Below are 23,934 nucleotides of genomic sequence, written 5' to 3'. Positions count from 1 at the left end.
AACCAAGGGAGGGGATGGCATGACGGCAAATGTACTTACCGGAGCTGATCAGTTATCCGAATTATCGCATCCATTTCTTGATGGCAAACGAATAGGGCTGGTTACGAACCCTACAGGTATAACGGCTGATTTCAGGACGACGATCGAGATATGTGCGCAGCTTAAGAGCAGCCGGCTGACCGCCTTGTTTGCGGGAGAACACGGTCTGTACGGTGAACGTCAGGCAGGAGTTCCGTTCGAGGATGAGATGCATCCTGTGCTTGGAATTCCCGTATTCAGCCTGTACGGCAAGCAGAAGACACCGACGCCGGAAATGCTGGAACAGGTGGATACAGTTATTTTTGATATGCAGGATGCAGGAGTACGCTTCTATACATATCTGTCTACTCTCTTCTATATAATGGATGCTTGTGGTGCCAGCGGAAAGTCACTGCTTGTTCTTGATCGAATCAATCCAATGGGGGGAATGAAGGTAGAAGGAGGCATCCTGCAGCAAGGCTATGAATCCTTCGTGGGTGCCTGGCATATGCCAATACGCTATGGGATGACGATCGGAGAGATTGCCATGATGCGGAACAAGGAAGAGGGGAGCGGATGCGAGCTGGATGTCGTCAGGCTTGAAGGCTGGAGGCGATCCATGACCTATGCCGAGACGGGGCAGCCCTGGATGATGCCGTCACCCAATATTCCCTCACCAGAAACGGCTGAGGTCTATGCAGGGACTTGTTTGTTTGAAGGGACGAATGTGTCTGAAGGACGAGGTACGACCAGACCCTTTGAGTGGATAGGCGCACCTTGGATGGAGGGTGAGCGAATTGCACGGCAAATGGAAGCTCATCAGCTTCCCGGTGTCCATATTCATCCCGTATATGCTGCACCTGTGTATTCCAAGCATCAAGGCGTACTGTGCGGGGGCGTTCGGCTGTTCATTACGGATAGAGACCAATTCAAAGCAGTAGAGACAGGGCTGATGCTGCTGCATGAAATTGCACGCTCGCACCCTCAGCACTTCGAATGGACTTCGCCTCCTCCAGAAGGCAACCGTTATTTTATAGATCTCCTCACAGGAGGAAAGGAAATTAGAGAACGGGTTCGGGACGAAGAAGGACTTCGGCAGATCATGGCGAATTGGCATCAGGATGAAGAGAAATGGCGTGAGAGAAGAGCATCTTATCTGATCTATGGGAGCTGAGAACATGAATTCAAATTCCAATGTAGAAGCACTGCTTGCTCGTTTAAGTCTGCGTGAAAAAATCGGTCAATTGCTGCTGTGCGGACTCCCGGGTCCAGAATTGACAGTGCCGCTCGTAGAATTTATCAAGGCGCATCCTGTCGGGGGCATTATTTATTTTGCCCGGAACGTAGAGGGTCCCGGACAGGTAGCTCAGCTTACTTATCAGCTGCAATCTACTGCAAGGGAGGCCAGCCAGCTGCCGCTGCTGATATCCATTGATCAGGAGGGCGGGATGGTGGCTCGTATAGCGGATGGAATTACCTTATTCCCTGGTAATATGGCGATTGCAGCTGCAGGCGCAAGTGATGATGCTTATGAAGCGGCCCTGGCCAGTGGCAAGGAATTAAGTGCGCTCGGCATTAATTTGAATTTTGCACCGGTTCTGGATGTGAACAACAATCCGCTTAATCCGGTGATTGGGGTTCGCTCCTTCGGTGAGTCGGCACAGATGGTGGCCGAGTATGGTGCTCAGGCGGTTCGTGGCTATCAGGATGCCGGTGTGTCTGCTTGTGCGAAGCATTTCCCTGGACATGGTGATACAGCTGCTGACTCGCATCTGGATCTGCCGATCGTTCCCCATGACTTGGAGCGAATGAAAGGGCTGGAGCTGTCGCCATTTGTGAAGGCGATTGAAGAGGGAGTGGACTTTATTATGTCTGCTCACATCTACTTCCCGGCACTCGAAGCGGAGAAGAAGCCGGCGACGCTGTCTTCCTCTGTACTGACAGGGCTGCTAAGAGATCAGCTGGGCTATGAGGGAGTGATCATGACCGACTGTATGGAGATGCATGCCATTGTCGATACCTACGGCACTGTGGAGGCTTCGGTAATGGCGCTCGAAGCAGGAGCCGATCTCGTGCTGATCAGTCATACCCATGAGCTGCTCACTGGAGCATATCAAGCGATTGAACAGGCTGTGCTATCAGGCAGGCTTACTGAAGAGCGAATCGATGAGTCAGTCCGCCGTTTGCTGTCGCTGAAGATCCGGCGCGGCATCATGATGGAGGATGGCAGCTTCCCTCAGGAGGTGCAGGCTGCACCCGTTATCGACGCGAACGGCTTGCCAGCGGGCGTCGGGCTTGCAGAGCATGGGGACATCGCTCGCCGAATCAGTGAACGCAGCATGACGCTCGTTCGTGATGATGCAGGCATGCTTCCGTTGTCTGGGAAGAAGGTGCTTGCTGTGACAGTAGCATCCTCAGCGATGACCATTGCCGATGAGAAGATCAAGGATCAGCTGAGTCTTGGTGCTGCGCTGATCGAGCAGGGAATTCATGTAGAAGACCTTAGTATAGCGGCAGCAGAAGTGGCTGAGCAGATCGGATCAGTCATCACCGCAGCAGCAAGCCCGGATATTGAGCAGATTGTGATCGCTACCTATAATGCACACTTCTATTCTGAGCAGGCAGAGCTGGTGAAACAGCTGCAGGCTACGGGCAAGCCGCTTGCGGTGGTCGCTACACGCAATCCCTATGACCTTATGGCATTTCCCGATATTAAAGTATACATTGCGGCTTATGAGAGCAGGCCGCTAACGATGAGAAGCGTGGCAAGAGCGTTGCTTGGTTCGATTCCGTTCAAGGGCAAGCTGCCCGTCACCCTTAGTGATGAGTTGACGGCAGGCATCTCCTCGCAATGATCCGCATTACAGGCTTTCAAGCAGAGAGTCTAGTCATCGGGCTTATGTCAGGCACGTCGCTCGATGGTGTGGACGCAGCGCTGGTTCGAATCAAAGGGAGTGGACTGAGTACAGCATCCAGTCTGATTGCCTATACACAGCTCCCATATGAAGAGGAATTTAGAGAGCGGATCAAATAGCTGTGTACGATTGAACATTCTAATGTAGAAGACATCTGTTCGATGAATTTTCTGCTTGCGGATAGATTTGCCGCTGCTGCTCACGCTGTATGCCATCAAGCAGGCATCGCTATGGATGAAGTGGACTTCATCAGCTCACACGGACAGACGGTATGGCATATTCCGAAGGAAGATGCAGGACGGTCGCTTGCCCGCTCCACCTTACAGCTTGGGGATTTGTCGGTCATCGCAGCCCGAACCGGAAGACCGGTTGTGGGTGATTTCAGGCCAGCCGATATGGCGGCCGGTGGGCAGGGTGCTCCGCTGGTTCCTTATGGAGATCTGATTCTGTTCGGTGATCCACAGCGCGGGAGGATCTTACAAAACATCGGAGGAATCGGGAATTGTACGATTCTTCCTGCGGCCTGCACAGCTGATCAAGTAACGGCTTATGATACGGGTCCGGGTAACATGATTATCGACCAAGTTGTGCTCGAATTGTCCGGAGGACAGCTTGCCTATGATGAGAACGGGAAATGGGCAGCAGAGGGAACACCGGACCAAGCTTGGATAAGTGAGATGATACAGCATCCTTACTTCTCGCTAGTGCCGCCTAAATCCACCGGTCGTGAACTGTTTGGGGCGGCATTTGCGGCAGCCTTTTTAGCCGGTGGGAGGGAGCGTGGATTGTCCTCGGCGGATATCGTAGCTACGGCAACATGGTTCACAGCAAAGTCTATCGCGGATAGCTATGAACGCTGGGTATTCTCTAAGTATACAATTGACGAAATTATCGTATCTGGCGGGGGTGCACATAACGAGACGCTTCTATCTATGCTGAGTGAGCTGCTTCCTGGCCGGACCGTTGCCAGGGCAAGTTCGTTTGGGATGGATGACGATGCAAAAGAAGCGCTGATCTTTGCACTGCTCGGTAACGAATATATCCACGGCATACCAAACAATGTGCCTTCCGCTACAGGAGCGGGCCGCCGGGTTGTAATGGGCAAGCTGGCGCTTGGCTGAAACCGTAGGATAAGCGGGATTATGAAGGGAGTTCACCTTCATGGTCCTGCTTTTTTTAATTGTTCACATCATTGTAACTGTAAGAAAGAAGAGCAAGCTGATGCTCTAATATCGATTCATATCATTTTCAATTAATAATTAGATAATTATTATATATGTTTGACAATTAACAAACATAATAATATTATGTCTATATAAAATATAATGGAGAGTGCGAATGATATGGAAGTGAATAAAGCTTATATGGATGATGCGGGGCTTGTGGATATCAAGCGTGGATATATGGAGCACGATCTCGAGTTCATCTGTGTGTGCTGTGGCGAACGGATTGAGAAGGGAGTAATTTATCCGGTTGATGGTGTCTTGTATGAAGCCTTCAGATATGTTCAGATCCATATTGAGCAGGAGCACGGGTCTGTATTTGAATATTTGATATCTCTGGATAAAAGTGTGAGTGGACTCTCTGATATACAGCGCAAGCTGTTAGCGAAATTTTACGAAGGCAAAAAGGATGCAGACATTCAGAAGGAGCTTGGTACAGGATCAACATCGACTATACGCAATCATCGTTTTGTGTTGAAGGAGAAGGAGCGCCAGGCCAAGGTTCTGCTTGCGGTCATGGAGCTGCTGAGTGAGCATGATCCGAATCGCCCTGTAGAGCTTGCGGCACCGATCAGCAAACGCGCTGGTCACGATGATGACAGATACAGTATTACCACATCCGAACAAGAGAAGGTGCTTAAGAAATACTTCCCCCATGGAGTGGATGGTCCGCTTAAGACCTTTTCCATGCAGGAGAAGCATCGCATCATTGTGATGAACGAGCTTGCGAAGCGCTTCATACCCGGGGTCGTGTACTCGGAGCCTGAGGTCAACCGTATGCTTGAACAAGTGTATGAGGATTATGTGACGATTCGCAGATATATGGTGGATTACGGAATTCTAAGCAGAGAAGAAGATGGAAGCCGGTATGTGTTAACCGATTCTATAGGAACGGAGGATAAGAAGATGAACCGGAGAGAGGAATTACAACAGCAAGCCAAAGAAGTGAAGACCGAGGCAGGGGTTTACCAAATCCGCAATAAGCAGAACGGCAAGCTCTACGTCGCCAGCACACCGAATTTGAAATCTATCAACGGACAGCAATTTATGCTGAACATGGGTAGTCACCGAAATCGCGCGCTGCAGCAGGAGTGGGCAGAGCTTGGTGAGCATGCATTCGAGATTGAAGTGCTGGAGAAGCTGAAGGTACCGGAGGGTAATCCCTTCTTCGATGCGAAGGATGCGCTGAAGAAGCTGGAGGCAAGCTGGCTTGAGAAGTTGAGTCCTTATGAACCGAATGGATACAACACCTTGTAATAAAAAAATACACTTACCCCATTAAGAACACATGTACATTCGAGATCATCGTGCATGTGTTTTTTGTTTTTAGGTTAATACTGGGTATAGCAGAACTCATCATTATATCCCGGGAAATAATCTTATGAAGGGTGGAAGGAAGGAATGGCGGATAGACGGAAAATACTTATCACAGGGGCGGCAGGAAGAATCGGAAGCTGTCTTGCCCAAGGCTTACAGGCGACAGAGGCTTATCATATTATTGCCGCAGATCTGAATGCAAATGAGGAACAGGGCATTAAGAAGCTGGATGTCACCAATGCGGAACAGCTGCTTGCTCTTACTGAAGGCGTGGACACGGTGCTTCATATTGCATGGGCGAAGGATGAAGAAGACTTTTTGGGCAAAGTACTGCCGATCAATGTAACAGGGGCCTATCATTTGTACGAAGCGGCACGCAAGCAAGGGGTGAGACGGATTATTTTTGCAAGCTCAAACCATGCGACCGGCTTCTATAAAGTGGACGAGGAAGTAGAGGTCACAGACCCTTATCGTCCTGACAGCTTCTACGGATTAAGCAAGTGCTATATTGAGCTGCTCGGGAGATTGTATGCAGATCGATATGGGATATCCTCCATTAATATTCGGATTGGCAATTTTCCAGGTGATGACCGTCCGCATTCAGAAAGAGCGGCCCACATTTGGATCTCAGAGCGGGATATGGTACAGCTGGCTGAGAAATGCATCGAGGCCTCGGATGAGCATAAGTTTCTATGCTTGTACGGAACCTCGGCCAATACAGATAATTACTACGATATCGGATATTTGGAATCGCTGATCGGATACAAGCCCCAGGACGATGCTGCTGACCTGCTGGAAGAAGCCAGAAGCACAGGGGTACAGATTAAAGAGGATGAGACAGATTACCAGGGCGGAGGAATGACGGGAACAGCGCATTAGGTGCGGAAGATTCTAACGATGATCCGTATGGCGATCGAAAAATCCCCGCCCTCAGATCTTCGATCATAATACGAGTATTAAACCATGTGTATAGCGATAAGATAGAAAAGAGTGCGAATGAACGGCATGAGCTAAGAAGGTATTTGCAAGAAATATCATCTTAGCTTATTTTATTTGCATACATAAAAATCAGCTCGCCTCTGCCTCAAGGTTGTTTGTGAACGGTATCATCTATACAATAGATAAAACAAATGAACGGAAGCGTTTCATTCATCATTTTTCTGCAGATCTAAGATACCCATGTCCCAACGAATGGGCGCCTGGCGGATTAGCTGGGCTTTTTTTTGTATTCAAGAGGAGGTATGAAATTTTGAAATCCCTATGCAAAGTGATGATCGTTGATGACGAAATGCTGGTAAGACAGGGCATTAAGCATCTAATGAACTGGGAACAGGCCGGATTTCGAATTGTCGGCGAGGCTGCGAACGGACTCGAGGCACTTGATCTTGTGGAGGAGGTTAGACCTCATATCATTCTGACCGATATTGTCATGCCCATCATGGATGGCGAGAAGTTCGTGAAAATTGTGAAGGAACGGCACCCCAAGACGGAGGTTATCGTTCTCAGCAGCTTTAGTGAATTTGAGTACGTCAGATCCACCTTCCAGAGCGGTGTAGCCGATTATATATTGAAGCCAAAGCTGGAAGCCGAGTATTTACTCAGCATCTTGAATAAAACGGCAGCCCAAATCGCCGAATTACAGGAAACCGCAGCAGAAGAACCTGCTGAGGAGAGGTACATTGAACAGGCCGCGGAGAAGCTGATCGCAGGCTATGAAGCAGAGCTTCCACCCGGCGTGCTGGAGTCCGTTCTGCCAGGGGACAGCTACGTCCTTATAGGGATGGATATGAAGCACATCGCAGTGCAGGAAGTAAGAACCAGCTTGAGTCAGATGATAGAAACCATGATCTCACAGATTGCAGATACGGTAGGCATCCATTTGAACATGAAGGACCAGGCCCTATATATACTTAACATGGACTCTGGGATTTGGAGCAGTCTCATTATGGACGTTAGAGGAAGGATAGGGCAGCTGCCGCCGGAACAAAAATCTGGCGTTCATATGGTCATGACAGAGCGTTTTACGGATTTCCTGCAGTTAGGAGCGGTGTATCGGAATCAGTTCTTATCGCTTGCGCGGTATTCGTTCTATATGCCGGATAAGCATTTTATCTTTGAAGGGGATCTGCCGGAATTGCCTCAAGTGACAGCAGACCTCGACATGGGAGAGCTGACAGAGCAGCTGAAGCGGAAGCAGTTTCAGAAGGGCTTTGCCGGATTTCTGGAGCACATTCATCTCAAATCCATGGATTACCGAACGGATATTTTTGAATTCAAAGCTTATCTGGGCAACTTTATCTTCAATGTGACAAGTACACTCGGAAAAATGAAATATGATACAGAGCGGCTCGAGCAGAGCAAATATGAGTTCTTCCGCAGAATTGATGAGGCAAAATATGCCCGGGACGCGATTCAGCGCATTGTTGATTTCATTCATGAAGCCGAGCAGGTGATTGGGGAAACCAACACTGATCCGAATATGGCGATGCTGCTGAGCTATATTCAAGAGCATTACAGGGAACCGATTACACTGACCGAAGTAGCAAAGCAATTTCATTTCAACCCATCCTACTTGTCGAGTTATTTCTCAGCTCATAATAACGAGGGATTCAGTGAGTATCTGAATAAGATCCGTGTTCAAAAAGCGAAGGAGCTGCTGACTTCAACAGAGGAGTCCATCTCTGAGATCAGTGCTCAGGTGGGGTACTCGGATCAGAGCTATTTTACAAAAGTGTTCAAGAAGCTTACGGGCTTATCACCAAGCGCCTACCGCAGAGAGCAATTTGCAAAAGAGGATTGAGACACATGAGAATGTTCAATAATCAAAGCTTGTTTGTCAAGCTGTTCCTGGTAACCTTAATCAGCCTTATTGCGGTGTCTGTAATTACACTGGCAATAACGATACGGATGTCGGAGCAGCTCTTCCTGCAAACCTTCAGCATTACGAATACGAAGCTGCTTAATCAGATGAAGTCGAACCTAGAATCCTATAACGGCGCCGTGGCTACCACCACGAACTTAGTCAGTCAGAGTGGAACGATACGCAATTACTTGACGAATGGAGATACGGACTCCGTGTCTTTGGCGATGCAGACATACAATATGACGCAGCGAATGAAGTCAATCAGTTCTAATCTAAGTGCTTATGAAGTGAGCATTATGGTACTGGGCGCCAATGGACGCAGCTATACGACAGATCCGTGGTATTGGTCCGCGACAGCAGCAGAGCTTGCCGATCATCCCATTACGCAGAGAACGATTAATAATCCTCATAGGATCATATACCAGCTCTACCATGATGACAGTCAGTCAGGCACATGGAAGGAGCCGGTGCTGATTGCTTCCAAGGCGCTGTATCATCATGGCTCGGATGAGATTTACGGAACGATGTATGTCATGATCAGAGACACCATATTCAAGCCTTTCTATGCCAACTTCACAAGTGATGGAAATGATGTGCTCCTGATGAACGATGAAGGATTAGTGATCTCCAGCAATCAGCAGGAGCTGATTGGAATGACGGATAAGGCACTGCTGACCAAAGTCGTTGCCGACCAGCGCAGTGGAGAGCTAGGTAAGAACGCCGATCTACAGGGGGATGAGCGTATCTTGTTCTCCGAGTACTTACCTGAGTTCGATTTCTATCTCGTCAATCTGATCGATAAGGATGCTGCCATCGGACAGATGGTTAACCTAAGAGCACTGACGCTGACTACCCTAGGTATTGTGGGAATATCACTAATTATCGTGTACTTTATGACTAGGAAAATGACAAGATCCCTGCGAGGGCTGATCCATCAAATGTCGGGTATCCCAACGAAGGGCTTCAGCAATTATGTCGATGTCTCAACAAGCAGTCTGGAGGCACAGGAGCTCGGAAATGCGTTCAATTTTATGCTGGACGAGCTGAATGACTACGTAGAGAGACTTGTTCAGACCGAGAAGCAGCAGCGTAATGCCGAGCTTGCAGCGCTGCAGATGCAGATTAATCCTCATTTTCTATACAACACGCTCGCGTCCATTAAATTTCTGGTGCAGCAAGGAGACCGTGAACGGGCAGCAGAGACGATTAACTCTTTAATAACGCTGCTGCAAAATACGGTAAGCGACGTGGAATCCACCATTCCAGTGAAGCAGGAAATCGAGACACTGAAAAATTACGTGTATATTAACCATGTTCGCTACGGAGACAAAATTCGCGTGAACTATTTTATAGAGCCGGATGTTATGGATTTCGAGGTACCTAAGCTCATTATTCAGCCTTTTATCGAGAATGCTTTCTTTCATGCTTTCAACCACAAAGGAGAAGGAAGTATCCTCATTATGATATCCAGTCAGCATGAGCAGTTGATCTGTGAGGTCGTGGATAATGGGGACGGAATGGAAATGGAACCGGTTCTGGAGCGTACAGAAAGTGTTGATCAGAGCGGGCTTCCAGAGACCAAGCTTCCACAGACCAAGCGGAATCGCAAGCTATTCTCAGGCATCGGGATCAAAAATGTGGATGAGCGGATTAAAATCATGTATGGAGAAGACTATGGTGTTCACATTACAAGCAAGCTTGGAGAAGGAACCAAGGTGAGAATTAGTCTGCCGATTATTTCCTCTGAGAAAAACAATGATTAAGATTCGTGAGAATAAAGATACCGTCAATATCATGAAAATAATCCCAAATCAAGAGTATAGAGTACAGGTTGTCATAAAAATAATGCAAAAAGCTAAATATATTACCTGACAGTCACTCTTGTACTCTTGCGAACACCCAATAAAAGAACAAAAGCTTGCAAAGATAGTTCTAAAGAAAACGCATACAAGAGTGATAAGATGGGAGCATAGCAAGAGTAAACGCTTCCATCTTTTATTTTCAGTTTTTTGCATTAAGCCGAGGCGTAAGCCCCGGACGTACAGAACATCTCATTTACAAGCCTTGAGGGGGTTATGATTTTGAAAAAATTATTGTCTGTTATGCTGGCAAGTGCAGTGCTGCTGACCGCTTGTGGCGGTGGAGGAGGAGAATCCGAATCAGGCCAAAGCGCAGAAACGAATGAAATTACCGTTTGGGCTTGGGACCCGGCATTCAATATTGCGGCAATGAATAAAGCAAAAGAAGCTTATGCTGAGGTTAATCCGGACGTGACAGTCAACATCGTTGAGAATGCACAGAATGACATTGTACAGAAGCTGAACACGGGGCTTAACTCTGGATCGACAAAAGGACTTCCAAACATCGTATTGATTGAAGACTACAGAGCACAGAGCTTCCTTCAATCCTACCCGGATGCTTTCTATGAATTGACCGATGTGATCAATGCAGAGGACTTTGCAGATTATAAGATCGGCCCAACGAGTGTAGACGGCAAGCAGTATGGCGTACCGTTTGACTCGGGTGTAACCGGCATGTATGTCAGAACCGACTATCTGGAGCAGGCAGGCTATACGCTTGAGGATCTGCAGGATATCGACTGGAAGCAGTACATTGAGATCGGTAAAGACGTGAAAGAGAAGACAGGTAAAGCGATGCTGACTCAGGATCCTAACGATCTGGGCATCATTCGTATGATGATCCAATCTGCAGGCAGCTGGTATACCGCTGAAGACGGCTCAACTCCAGCGATCGCTGATAACGCAGCTATGAAGACGGCATTTGAGACTTATAAAGAAATGATGGATTCCGGTATCGTCAAAGTCATTTCAGACTGGAGCCAATTTGTTGGTGGAATGAATAGTGGAGAAGTTGCATCTGTGCCTACAGGTAACTGGATTACACCATCCATCAAAGCCGAGGCATCTCAGTCTGGTCAATGGGCAGTAGCACCGTTTCCTACCTTGCCTGGTGTTGAAGGATCTGTTCATGCATCTAACCTTGGAGGAAGCTCCTGGTATGTCATGAATGTGGACGGCAAAGAGGCGGCAGCTGAATTCTTGAAGCAAACCTTTGGATCTGATGTGGATCTGTATCAAACCTTGAATACGGATGTAGGTGTTATCGGTACATTTAAAACCGCTGCAGAAGGTGAAGCATACAAAGCGGAAGATGAATTCTTCCAGAATCAAAAAGTCGTATCCGATTTTGCAGCTTGGACAGAACAAATCCCGAACGTGAACTACGGTCTGAACACGTATGCAATCGAAGATATTCTCGTTGTAGCGATGCAGAGCTACCTTGGCGGACAGGATCTGGATGCCGTTCTAGCGGATGCTCAGACTCAAGCAGAAACACAAATTCGTTAATCTAAATATTTTTACAAAGCTGGAATAACAACAAACCCTTGCTCTTTACGCTGCTTCTTAAGAGGATTGCTCTTTAGAGGAGAAGGGGCAGGGGTTTTCTAAAGAACAGATAAGACAGCCTAGATAAATAGAAGCTTAGTTATGGAAGGAAGTGGAGTGGCGTGAAACCTGCGAAGTTGACCTCAGGCCGCAAAAGTTTAGTCAGTCACAATCGCACGAATTTAGCGGGCTGGTTCTTTATATTGATACCGGTTCTGGCAATCAGTATTTTCTATTTCTATCCGATGATTCAGGCGTTGATCCTGTCGTTTAAATCCGGCCGGGGGATGAATCTGGATTTTGTCGGATTCGACAACTACATTCGGTTGTTCAGTGATGCTAACTTCATTACAGCGGTAAAAAATACGTTTATTTACTTGATCATTCAGGTTCCGGTCATGCTCGTCCTGGCGATCTTTATCGCGGTCCTGCTGAACGATGATAATTTGAAGTTCAAAGGTTTTTTCAGAACGGCGATCTTCCTGCCGACAGTAACTTCTCTCGTTGCATACTCGGTTGTATTTAAATACATGTTCGGTGCAGACGGGATCGTCAACAAGATGCTGATGAACTTCCATCTGATCTCTGAGCCGATTCAATGGATTACAGACCCATTCTGGGCAAAAGTTACGATTATTATCGCCATTACGTGGCGCTTTACAGGCTATAACATGATCTTTTACTTATCTTCCCTGCAAAACATCGACAAATCCGTGTATGAGGCTGCGCGAATTGATGGGGCGAATGCGTTCACCCAGTTCTTCAAAATTACGATTCCGCTGCTCAAACCGATGATTCTGTTCACGGGGATTACCTCCACGATTGGTACACTCCAATTGTTTGATGAGGTTGTCAATATTACGAAGGGCGGACCGGGTAACTCGACCATGTCCATCTCGCAATATATTTATAACTTATCCTTTGAATACACGCCGGACTTCGGCTACGCAGCAACAGTATCCTACTCCATCGTGGTTATGGTTGTACTGCTTACCATCATTCAGAACAAGATTGGAGGCGATAAAAAATGATCAAGCCGAAACGCTTTTTTACGTATTTTTTCCTTATTATCGCCACCATCGTTTCTATCTTCCCGTTCATCTGGATGATCGTAAGCGCAACGAATCAGTCGGTGGATGTTACGAAGGGAACCTTGCTGCCGGGGTCCCATCTTATAGAGAACGTTACGAACTTGTTCAACAGCGTAGATATGTGGCAGGCACTCTGGAATTCAGCCAAAATCTCCATCATCACTACCATTCTGTCCTTGCTCGTTGCATCGGCAGCCGGTTATGGATTTGAGGTTTACCGCAGCAAAGCCAAGGATGTCGTATTTAACATCCTGCTTGCGTCCATGATGATTCCGTTTGCCGCAATTATGGTGCCTTTGTATCAAATGTTTGCAAAAATATCTAACGTAGCACCGTTCTTCGGTATCGACTCAGCGGCAGCTGTTATCCTGCCAACCTTTACAACGGCGTTCCTGATCTTCTTCTTCCGTCAGAGCACGAAGATGTTTCCGAAGGATCTGCTCGAAGCAGGGCGTATGGACGGTTTAACAGAGCTTGGATTGTTCTTCCGGGTGTATATGCCGACGATGAAATCCACGTATGCAGCAGCAGCGATCATTACGTTCCTGAACAGCTGGAACAACTACCTGTGGCCGCTCATCGTGCTTCAATCACCGGAAAATATGACGGTTCCGCTTCTGATCTCCAATCTCGGATCGGGGTATGCTCCGGACTACGGCTTGATCATGTCCGCAATTGTCATTACAACATTGCCGACGGCCATCGTATTCTTCTTGATGCAGAAGCATTTTGTTGCAGGAATGACGGGGTCCGTTAAATAATTATTAAATAAGGATTATCCTATATCCTTTATGTAAGGATGAAACGGAAGAAGGACTGTCTGCATACTCGAAGAGTACAATCTTGGAATATCAGCAGTCCTCTTCATTTTATGACAGGAGGAATCATACGAATGACGCATCAACAGAAACCGAGCCTTGCCTGGCTGTCTGACGTAAACGTATTTTCGGTAAATCGGGTGCCGGCTCACTTCGATCACTATTATTATGAAACGATGGAGGAAGCGAAGCAGCGTTCGGAAATGCCGCTCCGCCATAGCCTGAACGGCAGCTGGAAGTTTAGCTATGCTGTCAATCCAGCGCAGCGACAGGCTGATTTTTATAAGACCGAGGTGTCTGTAAGAGGCTGGGATCATATTGAAGTGCCCGGGCACATCCAGCTGCAGGGATACGGGAAACCCCAATATGTCAATACGATGTATCCGTGGGATGGACATGAGCATCTTCGTCCGCCGATGATCTCGGAGGAACATAATCCGGTGGGAAGCTATGTGAAATACTTTGAAGTTCCTAAGGAGTGGGAGAAGCGCCCTGTATTCATCTCTTTTCAAGGGGTTGAATCCGCTTTCTATGTATGGCTGAACGGTGAATTTGTCGGTTACAGTGAAGACAGCTTCACTCCAAGTGAATTTGATCTGACTCCTTATCTTACGGAGGGAGAGAACAAGCTGGCGGTTGAAGTGTATCAGCGCAGTACGGGCAGCTGGCTGGAGGATCAGGACTTCTGGCGCTTCTCGGGTATTTTCCGGGATGTTTACTTGTACGCTGTACCTGAGGTTCATGTTCAGGATCTGTTTGTTCATACGGATCTGGATGAGCGTTATGAGCAGGGGACGCTAACCGTTGATGTGCAGCTGAGCGGAGCTCCCGCATCCAAGGTGGCCGTAGAGCTGAAGAATGAAGCAGGTCAGGTTACGGCTCTCGGAGATGTGAGCTCACCGGGGCAATCCTTAAGCCTGACGCTGAATGCAGGCGTGGTTGAGCTATGGAGTGCAGAAGCACCGAATCTGTATACGATGTACGTCTCGATCTATGATGCAGCAGGTGAGCTGGTAGAAGTCGTACCTCAGCGTGTCGGGTTCCGCAAGTTCGAGATGAAGGATAAAGTGATGCATCTGAACGGCAAACGCATTGTATTCAAGGGTGTAAACCGTCACGAATTCAATCCGCACAGAGGACGCAGCATTACGAAGGAAGATATGCTCTGGGATATTAAGACACTGAAGCAGGGGAATATGAATGCCGTTCGTACTTCCCATTATCCGAATGCGTCGCTGTGGTACGAGCTGTGTGATGAATATGGTGTGTACGTTATTGATGAAATGAATCTGGAGACGCATGGCTCGTGGCAGAAGATGGGAGCAGTTGAGCCGTCCTGGAACGTTCCGGGCAATCTTCCGGAGTGGCAGGATATCGTTATGGATCGGGCCATCTCGATGGTAGAGCGGGACAAGAATCACCCGTCCATCCTGATCTGGTCGTGCGGCAACGAATCTTATGCAGGCGAAGTCATCGTTAATGTCTCGAATTACTTCCGTGACCGGGATCCTTCACGTCTCGTTCATTACGAGGGTGTATTCCACAATCGGGATTATGATGCAGCGAGTGATATGGAGAGCCGGATGTATGCGAAAGTGGCGGATATCGAGGAGTACTTGAATGCCGATCCGCAGAAGCCGTATATCAGCTGTGAATATATGCATGCGATGGGGAACTCCGTCGGCGGCATTGTAAAATACACCGAGCTGGAAGAGAAGTACCCCATGTACCAAGGCGGATTTATCTGGGATTACATGGATCAGGTGATTGTGAAGAAAGACCGCTACGGCAAGGAATTCATGGCATACGGCGGTGACTTCGATGACCGTTCAACCGACTATAACTTCTCGGGTAACGGGATTGTCTATGCGGATCGCAGATGGTCGCCGAAGATGCAGGAAGTGAAATTCGTGTATCAGAACGTGAAGCTGCTGCCGGACGCGAAGGGTGTCACGGTGAAGAACGAGAATCTGTTTGTGAACACAGATCAGTTTGACCTCGTATGCAGCTTGAAGCGGGAAGGCGTAGAGCTGTTCCGCAGTGAAGAGAGCGTATCGGTTGCTTCTGGTGAAGAGCAATATGTAAGTCTTGATCTGCCGGAGCATACAGAAGCAGGGGAATATACGGTAGATGTATCGCTTGTACTGAGAGAAGAAGAGCTGTGGGCAGAAGCAGGCTTTGAAGTGGCTTTTGGACAGCATATCTTCCAAGTCGAAGCAGCCGAAGCAGCCCCATCTTCTGCCGCTTGCAGTGAATTCCGTGTAGTTGAAGGTGACGTGAACATTGGTGTGCATGGCCGAAGCTTCTCGATCATGTTCTCGAAGCAAGCAGGTACGCTGATCTCTGTCAATTATGGAGGACGCGAGATGATCTCCGCGCCGCCAGCGCCGCTCTTCTGGAGAGCGATGACGGATAATGACAAGGGAGCGGGTCTCCACTTCGAATCTTCTGCCTGGTATGCAGCCAGTCTCTCCCGCAGATGCGTGAAGTGGGAGCTGAGCGAGGAAGCGAATCAGGCGACTGTAGCGTATACGTATAGACTCAGTGTATCGGATGAAGTCAGCGTCAAGGTTGCCTACACCGTATTTGCAGATGGCAGTATCAAAGTGAAATCGGATTATAAAGGGGCAGCTGGCCTTCCTAAATTCCCGATCTTTGCATTGTCCTTCAAGGTGCCGGCTGATTATGCGAATCTGGACTATTATGCTCAGGGACCAGAGGAGAATTACATTGACCGTGCTTATGGAGCGAGACTTGGCCGCTTCCAGAACAGAGCGGAGGACAACGTAGCGGCTTATTTGGTACCGCAGGAGTCTGGTAACCGCACGGGTGTAAGACGTGTTGCGATTACGAATGAGCTCGGACAAGGGATCGAGATCACAGCTCCGAATACGCAGCCGGTGGAAGCGAACATTTCGCCGTACACAGCATTCGAGCTGGAGCATGCGACGCATCATTACGAGCTGCCGAATGTGCATCATACGGTAGTGACTATTGCTGGACGCCAGATGGGTGTCGGCGGGGATGACAGCTGGGGTGCGCCCGTACTGGATGAGTACCTGATCGATCCAGCGAAGGATCTGTCCTTTGAATTTACGATTCGAAGTAAAGCATAGAATAAGTAGGACCATTGTATATAACAAAACGAGCCTGGCTTTAACAGGGCTCGTTTTGTCTTTTTGACCGCAATGACTTCTATTCCTCAAAAGAAAGATTGGCCGGTTCGTCACTCATTTCGTAGTCAAGCTTCAGACTCGTGGTCGGCACACTGAGATCGACTTCCTCAAATTGAAAACCGTCGACCCATACTTTTCCTTCACCCATAAGCAGGACTCCAAATGAGATGGTGCCGCTCTCCTCAGGGACATCAAGTACGATCGCATAATGGTTCCAGTGTGTATCTCCCGTAATGCGGCGGTCATTCATATTGTCGAACTGAAGTACATCCTCTGAGTGGCTGTCCACACGCATCCACAGCCCGCAGTATTCTTTTACATTTTCGGTTTTGACAAATCCGGAGAAGCGCATTCGTTTCCCTTTGTATTTGTCTGCCTTGAATTGCTGCATCATCGTTGCGAAGGCGCCGTCATCCATGGGAGTCCGGGCTCTTAGATAACCAGAGGTGCTTCCTTGGTGTACCGTATTCCGGTCGATGCCCATTTCATAGTCCTGGGGGTGACTCCCGCTGATAAACCAGCCTTTGATGGGTGAAGCAATCTGCTCATTCATTTGAATCTCTCCTTGTTCGCGGTTATAGGTGTGGAGCATAAATAATTTACGATAACGGCCAGGCGGCATGCCGTAGAGCTTCTTAAAAGCCCTTGTAAAAGACTCCTGGCTCTCAAAATGACAGTGTAATGAAATATCGATAATGGAAGCATCGGAGTATAGCAGCAGCCGGGCTGCGTAACACAATCGTCTTCTTCGTAAATAATCGGCTACGTTCATGCCAACCTGTCTTCGAAACATGCGATGAAAATGATAGGGTGAGAAGCCGACGTGAGCAGCGATGCTCTCTAGTGACAGCTGTTCCTCCAGATGGGCTTCCATATAATCGATACTTTGTTGAATCGCGCGATGGGTACTCAAGGTCAGGCCCTCCTTTGTCTCTAAGGATAGCAGAACAAAAAGGAGCGTTTTTGATAATTTTTGCGCAACTTAAAAAGATCCTGTTCGAAAATTTCTACTCGATGAGGATCTTTTTAGTGATAAAGTATGAACCTACTGTTTCCTAGAGCGGCATTACATGAAAAGAATTACTGATGAGTACAAGATCCTTCCGATCATCACGATTCTCTGGGTTATAGTGAGTAACCTTTTTGATAAGCCGATATTCTCCAGGAGGAAGCTTGCGAGCCTGATATGCCTCCATCTCTGCGGTCTCACCCAGGTTCATGCCATAAGCCGGCAATTTGAAGGAGGCATAGACATGTGCTTCTCTCCAGACTGAATTTGTATTCTGCTCAATAAAGACATCTTCCCCGTAAGTTAGGTTATATTGATCAGATTGGTTAGCCATGTGATAGGTAACGGTTTCTCCTCTCAGATACTCTTTCTCGTCCGTGCTTAGAAGCAGCTGTTCTGTTCTTTGCGGCTCCGATGGAGTATGTGGGGATGCCTTTCCTAGCGTTACATTGGATTCATAGTAGGTGTCGACCAAGTCAGTTATTTGTTCAGCTAATCGCGTCAGATCCTGATGTGACTTATCACATTCACTCCATTCGTGACGATAAGTTTCATTTCTGAATTTTACAATGAGGCTGTAGCTCTCATAGGGTGTCTTGCTGCAAGTTGTATTTCCCTCGCTGCTCGCGGAGAATGCCCCATGCTTGACCATCTCCTTATAGATTTGCGTTCGAGTCTTTATATTCAGATGAAAATCACTTACTGTAACAGACTCTCCATTCTCTAAAATGGCTGTAATCTGCTTTGTTTCTGTATCTATTACGTTTCCTTGATCCACGCCATATTCCAGACGAAAGTCCAGCGATTCCAAGTGATCCAGCTGGTAATTAATCTGAATTAAGGTTTCACCCAAAGCTCCGTTATTGCAATGTGAGAGGGAGTAGACTAAGGATTCGTCTGTATCTGATTTTTGGAGGGCGTTACAGCTGAACGTGCTGATTTCCATTGGACCGTAGGCATCCTTGGATGAATCATAGAGCACCTCTATTGTACCGTCTTCCATATGTGTTAAGGTGTGATAAATCGGATCGCCTTCATCTGTGTAGGAGACGACTTTTTGAGAAGATCGTTCTTTATTTAGGAATTCATCAAGGTAATATACCCCCGAAACTTGTCCATGCAGGTTGATGACTTTCTGATCGGCAGGTGATTCCTTCGGTGTCTGAATATCAGACTGAGGTGGTTCATCCTCTGCATTCGTAGTACAGCCAGATAGGGTAAGCATCAGCAGTACAAAGAGCAGTAATGCTTTTTTTCTCAATTTGAAGACCCCATTTCATTGAATTGCGAATTCGGTTACTAGAAATTGGACTCTGTCAGTTGAAAAAAAGTTCCATAAATTAAAGACAGCAGATCCATAAGGTGGATGGTCATAACCCTGTCAAGTAGACAAGAAAAAAGAGACACTGTTATGCTGCGACCGTTTCTCGGTATTCCACCGGGGAACGGTCGTTTAGTTTCTTCTGAAAGCGTTCGTGGTTATAAAATGAAACGTATTCTTGGATAGCCTGTTCCAAGTCAGAAACCGATTCTAAATGTGTTAAATATATTTTTTCGGTTTTCAGATGTGAAAAGAACGATTCAATACAGGCATTGTCAAAGCAGTTTCCACGTCTAGAATGGCTGCCGACGATTCCTAGCTTGGTAAGTTTACTGTTAAACGGCTTTGAGGTGTATTGAAATCCCTGATCAGAATGCAGGAGGACACCTGTTAGATCTGTTTTCTCACAGAGCATGTCTACTGTTTTTGTGACAAGCAAGAGATCATTTCGCTCGGACAGACGCCAAGCCACAACCTCGTTGTTATATAAATCCTGGATTGCGGAGAGATACACAAAACGCTCTCCCACACGAATATATGTAATGTCAGTGACTAGTTTACGCAGCGGTGCCTCAGCGTGGAATTGACGTTCCAGCCGATTGGGATGAACCACCGAGGCTTGCTTGCCGAAAAAGCGTCGTTTCTTCCGGATCACAGAGCGAATCCCCAGCTTCTTCATAAGTCGGTAAACGCGTTTGTGGTTAACGTGTAGCCCTTCTCGTTTCATAGCCACCGTCATACGCAAGTAGCCAAAATACGGGTGCAGTCGGTGTATGGCCATGATATGCTCTTCCAGCAACTTCTCTTGCAGCATAAGGGAATTCAGATGGCTTCCCCTTTTACGCCATTTGTAGTAGCCTGCGCGTGAGACTTCCGCTAATTTTAGGAGCCATCCTAATGGATATTTCAGCCGCATCTCCTCAACGATTTCATACCGACTCGATTTACTCGTCACTCCCCGTGTAGATTTGGATACCGCTTTTTTAAGTACTCGATCTCAGCTCTCAAATATGCCATTTCTTCTTCTACGCTTGTAAACTTCGTTTTCGGTCGTCCTTTACGAGGTGCCTCTTGCTTAAATGGCTGGCCTTCACGGTACCGCTTTACCCACACTACTACCTGTGACTTATTTCGAATTCCAAGTTGTCTGGCCACCTCTCTGTACGATATATTTCCCTCGGTAACCAGTCTAACGGCTTGCATTTTTAACTCTTCAGGATAACTGTTATTAATACGGCCTGTTTTCCCCACAAAAAATCCCCTCCGGTCTCCAACGTTTAAGTCCATCTTACCAGATGTCTTTTTTACGTTGTCTACCATGAGGGGATAATACCAGGATCAGCTGTCTTTAATTTACTTGGGGGAGTGTGATGATTCTATTCACATCTCAACTACATTGCAGGTAAAAAAATCCATTATAGAAGTTTATTACATGATATAATACAGCATGTACAACACACCTTGAGTGGGCGCTCCCTCCGAAAGGAGGTGATGCGATGCAAATTTCGTTTGGTGAAGTGCTGACCTTCGGGATTTTCCTGATTGCGCTGCTGACGTACCTGGATAAATGAAAATAACCCACGTAAGGTTAAGGCCAAGTGGGTTATTTTCTAGGTTACATCTGTAATCCTGGAGGGTAATCCCTATCAAGATGTTTGTACTGGGGACGGATGGCACTCCGTCCTTATTTCTATTCTTATCATACATTAACCAATCTTAGACTTCAATTTATATTAAATTAAAACAATAATTCTGTAAGTCACTTATGCTCTAAAGTTTCTTCGATAAATGTAAACGAATACATACTATCCTATGCAAAGGTGGTAAGGATTGATATGAAGAATGTTGAGCTGACAGGCGAAAGGACTCCATACTTGAACGTTGACAGCAGCCAAATAAGAGAAGCTTTGATCCAAGGCAATAAACAGCCTGCTTTCCTGCTAGGCACGGCAGATTGGAAGGTGCAGCTGCAGGAGACGACAGAGAGACCTGAGTTCAGCCTGTACTGGCAGCAGATTGCCGAAACAGCACGGGTCGCCGTGCAGGAGCCGCTGCCTCCGCTCACCTATTCCATCTTCCGACAGTTTGCCGAGACGGGGGCACGTAAAGGCTATGAGGACGTATACTTTGAACGCAGAGCAAGGCTTGTGGCTCTGGGAATTCAGGCGGCTGTAGCAGCGGACAGCGATGAAGAGCGGGCATATCTAGCTGCTCTGGAGGATGCTCTCTGGGATATCTGCGGAGAGTACACCTGGTGCTTGACTGCCCATCTTCCGGCAGAAGGTGATCCGGTGTCAGAGGTGGATCTGTTTGCCGCCGAGACGGCTGAGACACTGGCTGAGCTGTTATATATGTATGAAGATGTATTGGATCGCCGGGTAGCAGAGCGGATCAGAATAGAAGTACGGCAGCGGGTTCTTGAGCCGGTATTTATACAGAAAAAGCCCTTCTTCTGGAGGCAGGCGGATCACAACTGGTCGGCTGTATGTGCAGGAGGGAGCGGGATGGCCGCACTCTTGCTCATGGATGATGCAGACGAGCTTGCAGCCGCCATTGAGCAGGTCTGTGCTTCGCTTGAATCTTTTCTCAGCGGCTATGGAGCAGATGGTGGATGTGCTGAGGGACTGGGATATTGGGTGTACGGCTTCGGGTACTACACGTATTTTGCAGAAATGCTGAGAGAGCGGACGAATGGCGGGCTGGATTTGCTGGCATCAGCTCACCCTCGCACCATCGCCGGTTTTCCAGAGCGAATTCATCTCTCTCAAGGTGTGTATGTCAATTTCTCCGATAGTGGTGAGAGGGAGGTGCTTCCCACAGGTCTCCTTCATCGTTTAATGGAGCGGACCGGATCGCGAGTCCTTCCTTATGACGCCGTACCGGGATTGTTAAGCGATCCCGTGAGGCGGTGGGCGCATGTGCTGCGAAATGGGCTGTGGACAGCTGGAGAAGAGGCTCAGGCCGAGGAGCTCACCACGCAGGTGAAGGAGCATAGTCCCTCTAATTCGAATGTCAATGCATTCAACGAACTTGGATGGTGGATCTGCCGGACTGAGCGATCTGGAGCGAATCAGAATGAGACTGAGACTGAATATGAACATGAATATGAGCATGAGAAGAGATCTATAGCCTGCGGATTTGCCATCAAAGGGGGGCATAATGGAGAGCCGCATAATCATAATGATCTGGGTCAATTTATACTGCATGCAGGCGGAGATAATATCCTATGTGACCTTGGGGCAGGCATGTATACTCAGGCATATTTTCAAGCAGGAAGAGAGCAGATCATTAACATATCGTCCGGCGGGCACAATGTGCCTGTTATTAACGGAATGATGCAGGGAAGCGGCAGTGAATATCGCGCCAGAACCAACATGCAGAGAACGGATGAGCTCGGGCTTGAGGTAGAGCTGGATTTGACAGAGGCCTATCCTGATGCAGGGCTTGCTCGCTATACTCGTTATGCACAGTGGATTTGTCCTCCTGCCGAGGACACGGCCACACTGAAGCTGACCGACCGGTTCATCTGGGATGGTGAGGAGAAGCATTTTGAGGAACGGCTGATCAGCCGCTTCAAGCCAGTAATCGTGGATAAAGGAATGGTGTATTGGTATGGGGCCCAGGCTGTGCTCCAATTAAGCTATGATCCGGAGCAGCTGGAGGTGTCCATGTACTCTACTGATCATGTGGATCATGATGGACATCCGTTTACTTTTTATACGACCTGCCTTACACATAGGAATGCTCCATCTGCAGAGCTAGAAACACATTGCAGGCTAAAATTTGAAATGCGGGCAGTAGAGCCTGACCTACAATAGAAAAGGAAGGATTGTATAGTTAAATCCTGAAATGACATAAAAAAAGGCTGCAGAGAAACCTATGCTCTCGCAGCCTTTTTCAGCGGCCAATGATCTTGTGTACTATTGAATCGTATCCTGTGGAACAATTCCGCTGTTGAAATAAATGGACAGCACTACGATGCTGATGATGACAGCCGCGCCCACGGTCCAGAACACTAACTTTTGTAGCATAATAAACTCCTTTTACCTATTCATTTGCGTGCTGATGGATGAGATCCTTAATTAATAATGGCATCATTAGCTATTATACACATCAAATGTTAGTAAAAAGAGACAAAATTATAATATTTTCAAAACAAAAGTGCTCAAGCTTTTCGCAGCAGCAAAAAATCAGCAGAGGATAAGTCCGGATAACGCTGGGGAATGATCTCCTCTACCTTGTATTCCGGGAACGCCGCCAAGTAATCAAATATGTTTCGATCCTGGATCGTTTCTACTCCCGAGGTAGAATGGGCATTCGTTATTCGCGTATAGATGATCACCCAATCGGCCGATACGCTGAGCAGATCTCGAAGCGTGCTGATATAGTCCTCTTCGTTGGTAATGTGATACAGCACATCAAGACATACAGCAAGGTCGGCTTCTATAAACCCCTGATTGAGAAACGATCCTGGATTGTATAACATGAAGCTCTTGGAAGGATCGGAAGCGAATCGCTTTGTGCACATCTGAATGGAAGAGGCCGACACGTCCAGTCCAAGATATTTTTTATAGTCCATGTAGCTTAGCTGGTTGCCGTCCCCACAGCCGAATTCAATGACGCGCGTGAGCTTATGCAATGCAATGACTCGATTAATGACCTCTGCCTTGAATTCAGCCAGCATCCCGTACGAGCCAGCTCCGGAGTTGCCCCCATTTTTATAGGTATTTTCCCAATATCCAATATAGTCAAATGACATAGGTGTTCCCTCCTCTC

At 47.6% G+C, this 23,934-nt stretch carries 15 protein-coding genes and 1 pseudogene; 12 read left to right on the top strand and 4 right to left on the bottom strand.

Features of this window, described 5'->3' with window-relative positions:
• The first annotated feature begins 19 nt into the window (after positions 1-19).
• From TCA2_RS15395 to TCA2_RS15345, 11 genes and pseudogenes are all read left to right on the top strand, one after another.
• The gene (locus tag TCA2_RS15395; protein ID WP_047912488.1) at positions 20-1,192 is read left to right on the top strand and encodes an exo-beta-N-acetylmuramidase NamZ domain-containing protein; all 1,173 of its coding nucleotides are present in this window, start codon (positions 20-22) and stop codon (positions 1,190-1,192) included.
• A gap of 4 nt (positions 1,193-1,196) precedes the next feature.
• Complete coding sequence (gene nagZ, locus TCA2_RS15390; protein WP_047912539.1) at positions 1,197-2,873, top strand: beta-N-acetylhexosaminidase; 1,677 nt, start codon at positions 1,197-1,199, stop codon at positions 2,871-2,873.
• Positions 2,870-4,054, top strand: a pseudogene (locus TCA2_RS15385) (anhydro-N-acetylmuramic acid kinase). Before nagZ ends, TCA2_RS15385 begins: the two are co-directional and overlap by 4 nt.
• Positions 4,055-4,276: 222 nt before the next feature.
• Positions 4,277-5,413 carry a DUF2087 domain-containing protein gene (locus tag TCA2_RS15380; RefSeq protein ID WP_047912487.1) on the top strand — a complete coding sequence of 379 codons (1,137 nt, stop codon included), beginning with the start codon at positions 4,277-4,279 and terminating at the stop codon, positions 5,411-5,413.
• A gap of 144 nt (positions 5,414-5,557) precedes the next feature.
• Positions 5,558-6,352, top strand: coding sequence for an NAD(P)-dependent oxidoreductase (locus tag TCA2_RS15375; protein ID WP_047912486.1), 795 nt, complete (start codon positions 5,558-5,560; stop codon positions 6,350-6,352).
• Between the two features lie 370 nt (positions 6,353-6,722).
• Positions 6,723-8,273, top strand: a complete 1,551-nt coding sequence (locus TCA2_RS15370; RefSeq protein WP_047912485.1) for a response regulator transcription factor — start codon at positions 6,723-6,725, stop codon at positions 8,271-8,273.
• Positions 8,274-8,278: 5 nt separating this feature from the next.
• Positions 8,279-10,099 (top strand): sensor histidine kinase, encoded by a 1,821-nt coding sequence (locus TCA2_RS15365; protein ID WP_047912484.1) that lies wholly within the window; start codon positions 8,279-8,281, stop codon positions 10,097-10,099.
• Between the two features lie 318 nt (positions 10,100-10,417).
• On the top strand, positions 10,418-11,704 hold the full coding sequence (locus TCA2_RS15360; RefSeq protein WP_047912483.1) for an ABC transporter substrate-binding protein: 1,287 nt from the start codon (positions 10,418-10,420) through the stop codon (positions 11,702-11,704).
• A 176-nt stretch (positions 11,705-11,880) separates the two neighbouring features.
• The gene (locus TCA2_RS15355) at positions 11,881-12,774 is read left to right on the top strand and encodes a carbohydrate ABC transporter permease (RefSeq protein ID WP_047912538.1); all 894 of its coding nucleotides are present in this window, start codon (positions 11,881-11,883) and stop codon (positions 12,772-12,774) included.
• A complete protein-coding gene (locus tag TCA2_RS15350) occupies positions 12,771-13,595 on the top strand; it encodes a carbohydrate ABC transporter permease (RefSeq protein WP_193746057.1) in 825 nt (274 codons plus the stop codon). Before TCA2_RS15355 ends, TCA2_RS15350 begins: the two co-directional genes overlap by 4 nt.
• 131 nt (positions 13,596-13,726) lie before the next feature.
• Positions 13,727-16,768: a glycoside hydrolase family 2 TIM barrel-domain containing protein gene (locus TCA2_RS15345; protein WP_047912482.1), complete on the top strand. Its 3,042-nt coding sequence runs from the start codon at positions 13,727-13,729 to the stop codon at positions 16,766-16,768.
• 79 nt (positions 16,769-16,847) lie between these two features.
• Here TCA2_RS15345 and TCA2_RS15340 read toward each other — a convergent pair whose 3' ends face one another.
• From TCA2_RS15340 to TCA2_RS15330, 3 genes are all read right to left on the bottom strand, one after another.
• Complete coding sequence (locus TCA2_RS15340) at positions 16,848-17,741, bottom strand: helix-turn-helix domain-containing protein (protein WP_047912481.1); 894 nt, start codon at positions 17,739-17,741, stop codon at positions 16,848-16,850.
• 142 nt (positions 17,742-17,883) lie between these two features.
• Positions 17,884-19,098 (bottom strand): immunoglobulin-like domain-containing protein, encoded by a 1,215-nt coding sequence (locus TCA2_RS15335; RefSeq protein ID WP_047912480.1) that lies wholly within the window; start codon positions 19,096-19,098, stop codon positions 17,884-17,886.
• 148 nt (positions 19,099-19,246) lie between these two features.
• Positions 19,247-20,409 (bottom strand): IS3 family transposase gene (locus TCA2_RS15330; protein WP_370510360.1). Its coding sequence is split into 2 segments (ribosomal slippage): positions 19,247-20,133 and positions 20,133-20,409, totalling 1,164 coding nucleotides; the frame shifts between segments, so codons are not numbered across the junction.
• A gap of 584 nt (positions 20,410-20,993) precedes the next feature.
• Between TCA2_RS15330 and TCA2_RS15320 the strand changes: the two genes are divergently transcribed.
• The gene (locus TCA2_RS15320) at positions 20,994-22,976 is read left to right on the top strand and encodes a heparinase II/III family protein (RefSeq protein ID WP_047912478.1); all 1,983 of its coding nucleotides are present in this window, start codon (positions 20,994-20,996) and stop codon (positions 22,974-22,976) included.
• Between the two features lie 347 nt (positions 22,977-23,323).
• Here TCA2_RS15320 and TCA2_RS15315 read toward each other — a convergent pair whose 3' ends face one another.
• Positions 23,324-23,917, bottom strand: coding sequence for a bifunctional 2-polyprenyl-6-hydroxyphenol methylase/3-demethylubiquinol 3-O-methyltransferase UbiG (locus tag TCA2_RS15315; RefSeq protein ID WP_047912477.1), 594 nt, complete (start codon positions 23,915-23,917; stop codon positions 23,324-23,326).
• Between the last annotated feature and the right edge of the window lie 17 nt (positions 23,918-23,934).

The organism is Paenibacillus sp. TCA20 (genome assembly GCF_000732325.1).
Classification (GTDB): Bacteria; Bacillota; Bacilli; order Paenibacillales; family Paenibacillaceae; genus Paenibacillus; species Paenibacillus urinalis.
Note: the sequence above shows the minus strand (reverse complement) of the source record. Positions and strands in the feature narration are given on the sequence as shown.

What these genes read in the sequence shown, in the direction of transcription:
- TCA2_RS15395 (WP_047912488.1), top strand. Translation starts at nt 20, where the DNA reads ATGACGGCAAATGTACTTACCGGAGCTGATCAGTTATCCGAATTATCG.
- nagZ (WP_047912539.1), top strand. Translation starts at nt 1,197, where the DNA reads ATGAATTCAAATTCCAATGTAGAAGCACTGCTTGCTCGTTTAAGTCTG.
- TCA2_RS15380 (WP_047912487.1), top strand. Translation starts at nt 4,277, where the DNA reads ATGGAAGTGAATAAAGCTTATATGGATGATGCGGGGCTTGTGGATATC.
- TCA2_RS15375 (WP_047912486.1), top strand. Translation starts at nt 5,558, where the DNA reads ATGGCGGATAGACGGAAAATACTTATCACAGGGGCGGCAGGAAGAATC.
- TCA2_RS15365 (WP_047912484.1), top strand. Translation starts at nt 8,279, where the DNA reads ATGAGAATGTTCAATAATCAAAGCTTGTTTGTCAAGCTGTTCCTGGTA.
- TCA2_RS15350 (WP_193746057.1), top strand. Translation starts at nt 12,771, where the DNA reads ATGATCAAGCCGAAACGCTTTTTTACGTATTTTTTCCTTATTATCGCC.
- TCA2_RS15345 (WP_047912482.1), top strand. Translation starts at nt 13,727, where the DNA reads ATGACGCATCAACAGAAACCGAGCCTTGCCTGGCTGTCTGACGTAAAC.
- TCA2_RS15320 (WP_047912478.1), top strand. Translation starts at nt 20,994, where the DNA reads ATGAAGAATGTTGAGCTGACAGGCGAAAGGACTCCATACTTGAACGTT.
- TCA2_RS15315 (WP_047912477.1), bottom strand. Translation starts at nt 23,917, where the DNA reads ATGTCATTTGACTATATTGGATATTGGGAAAATACCTATAAAAATGGG.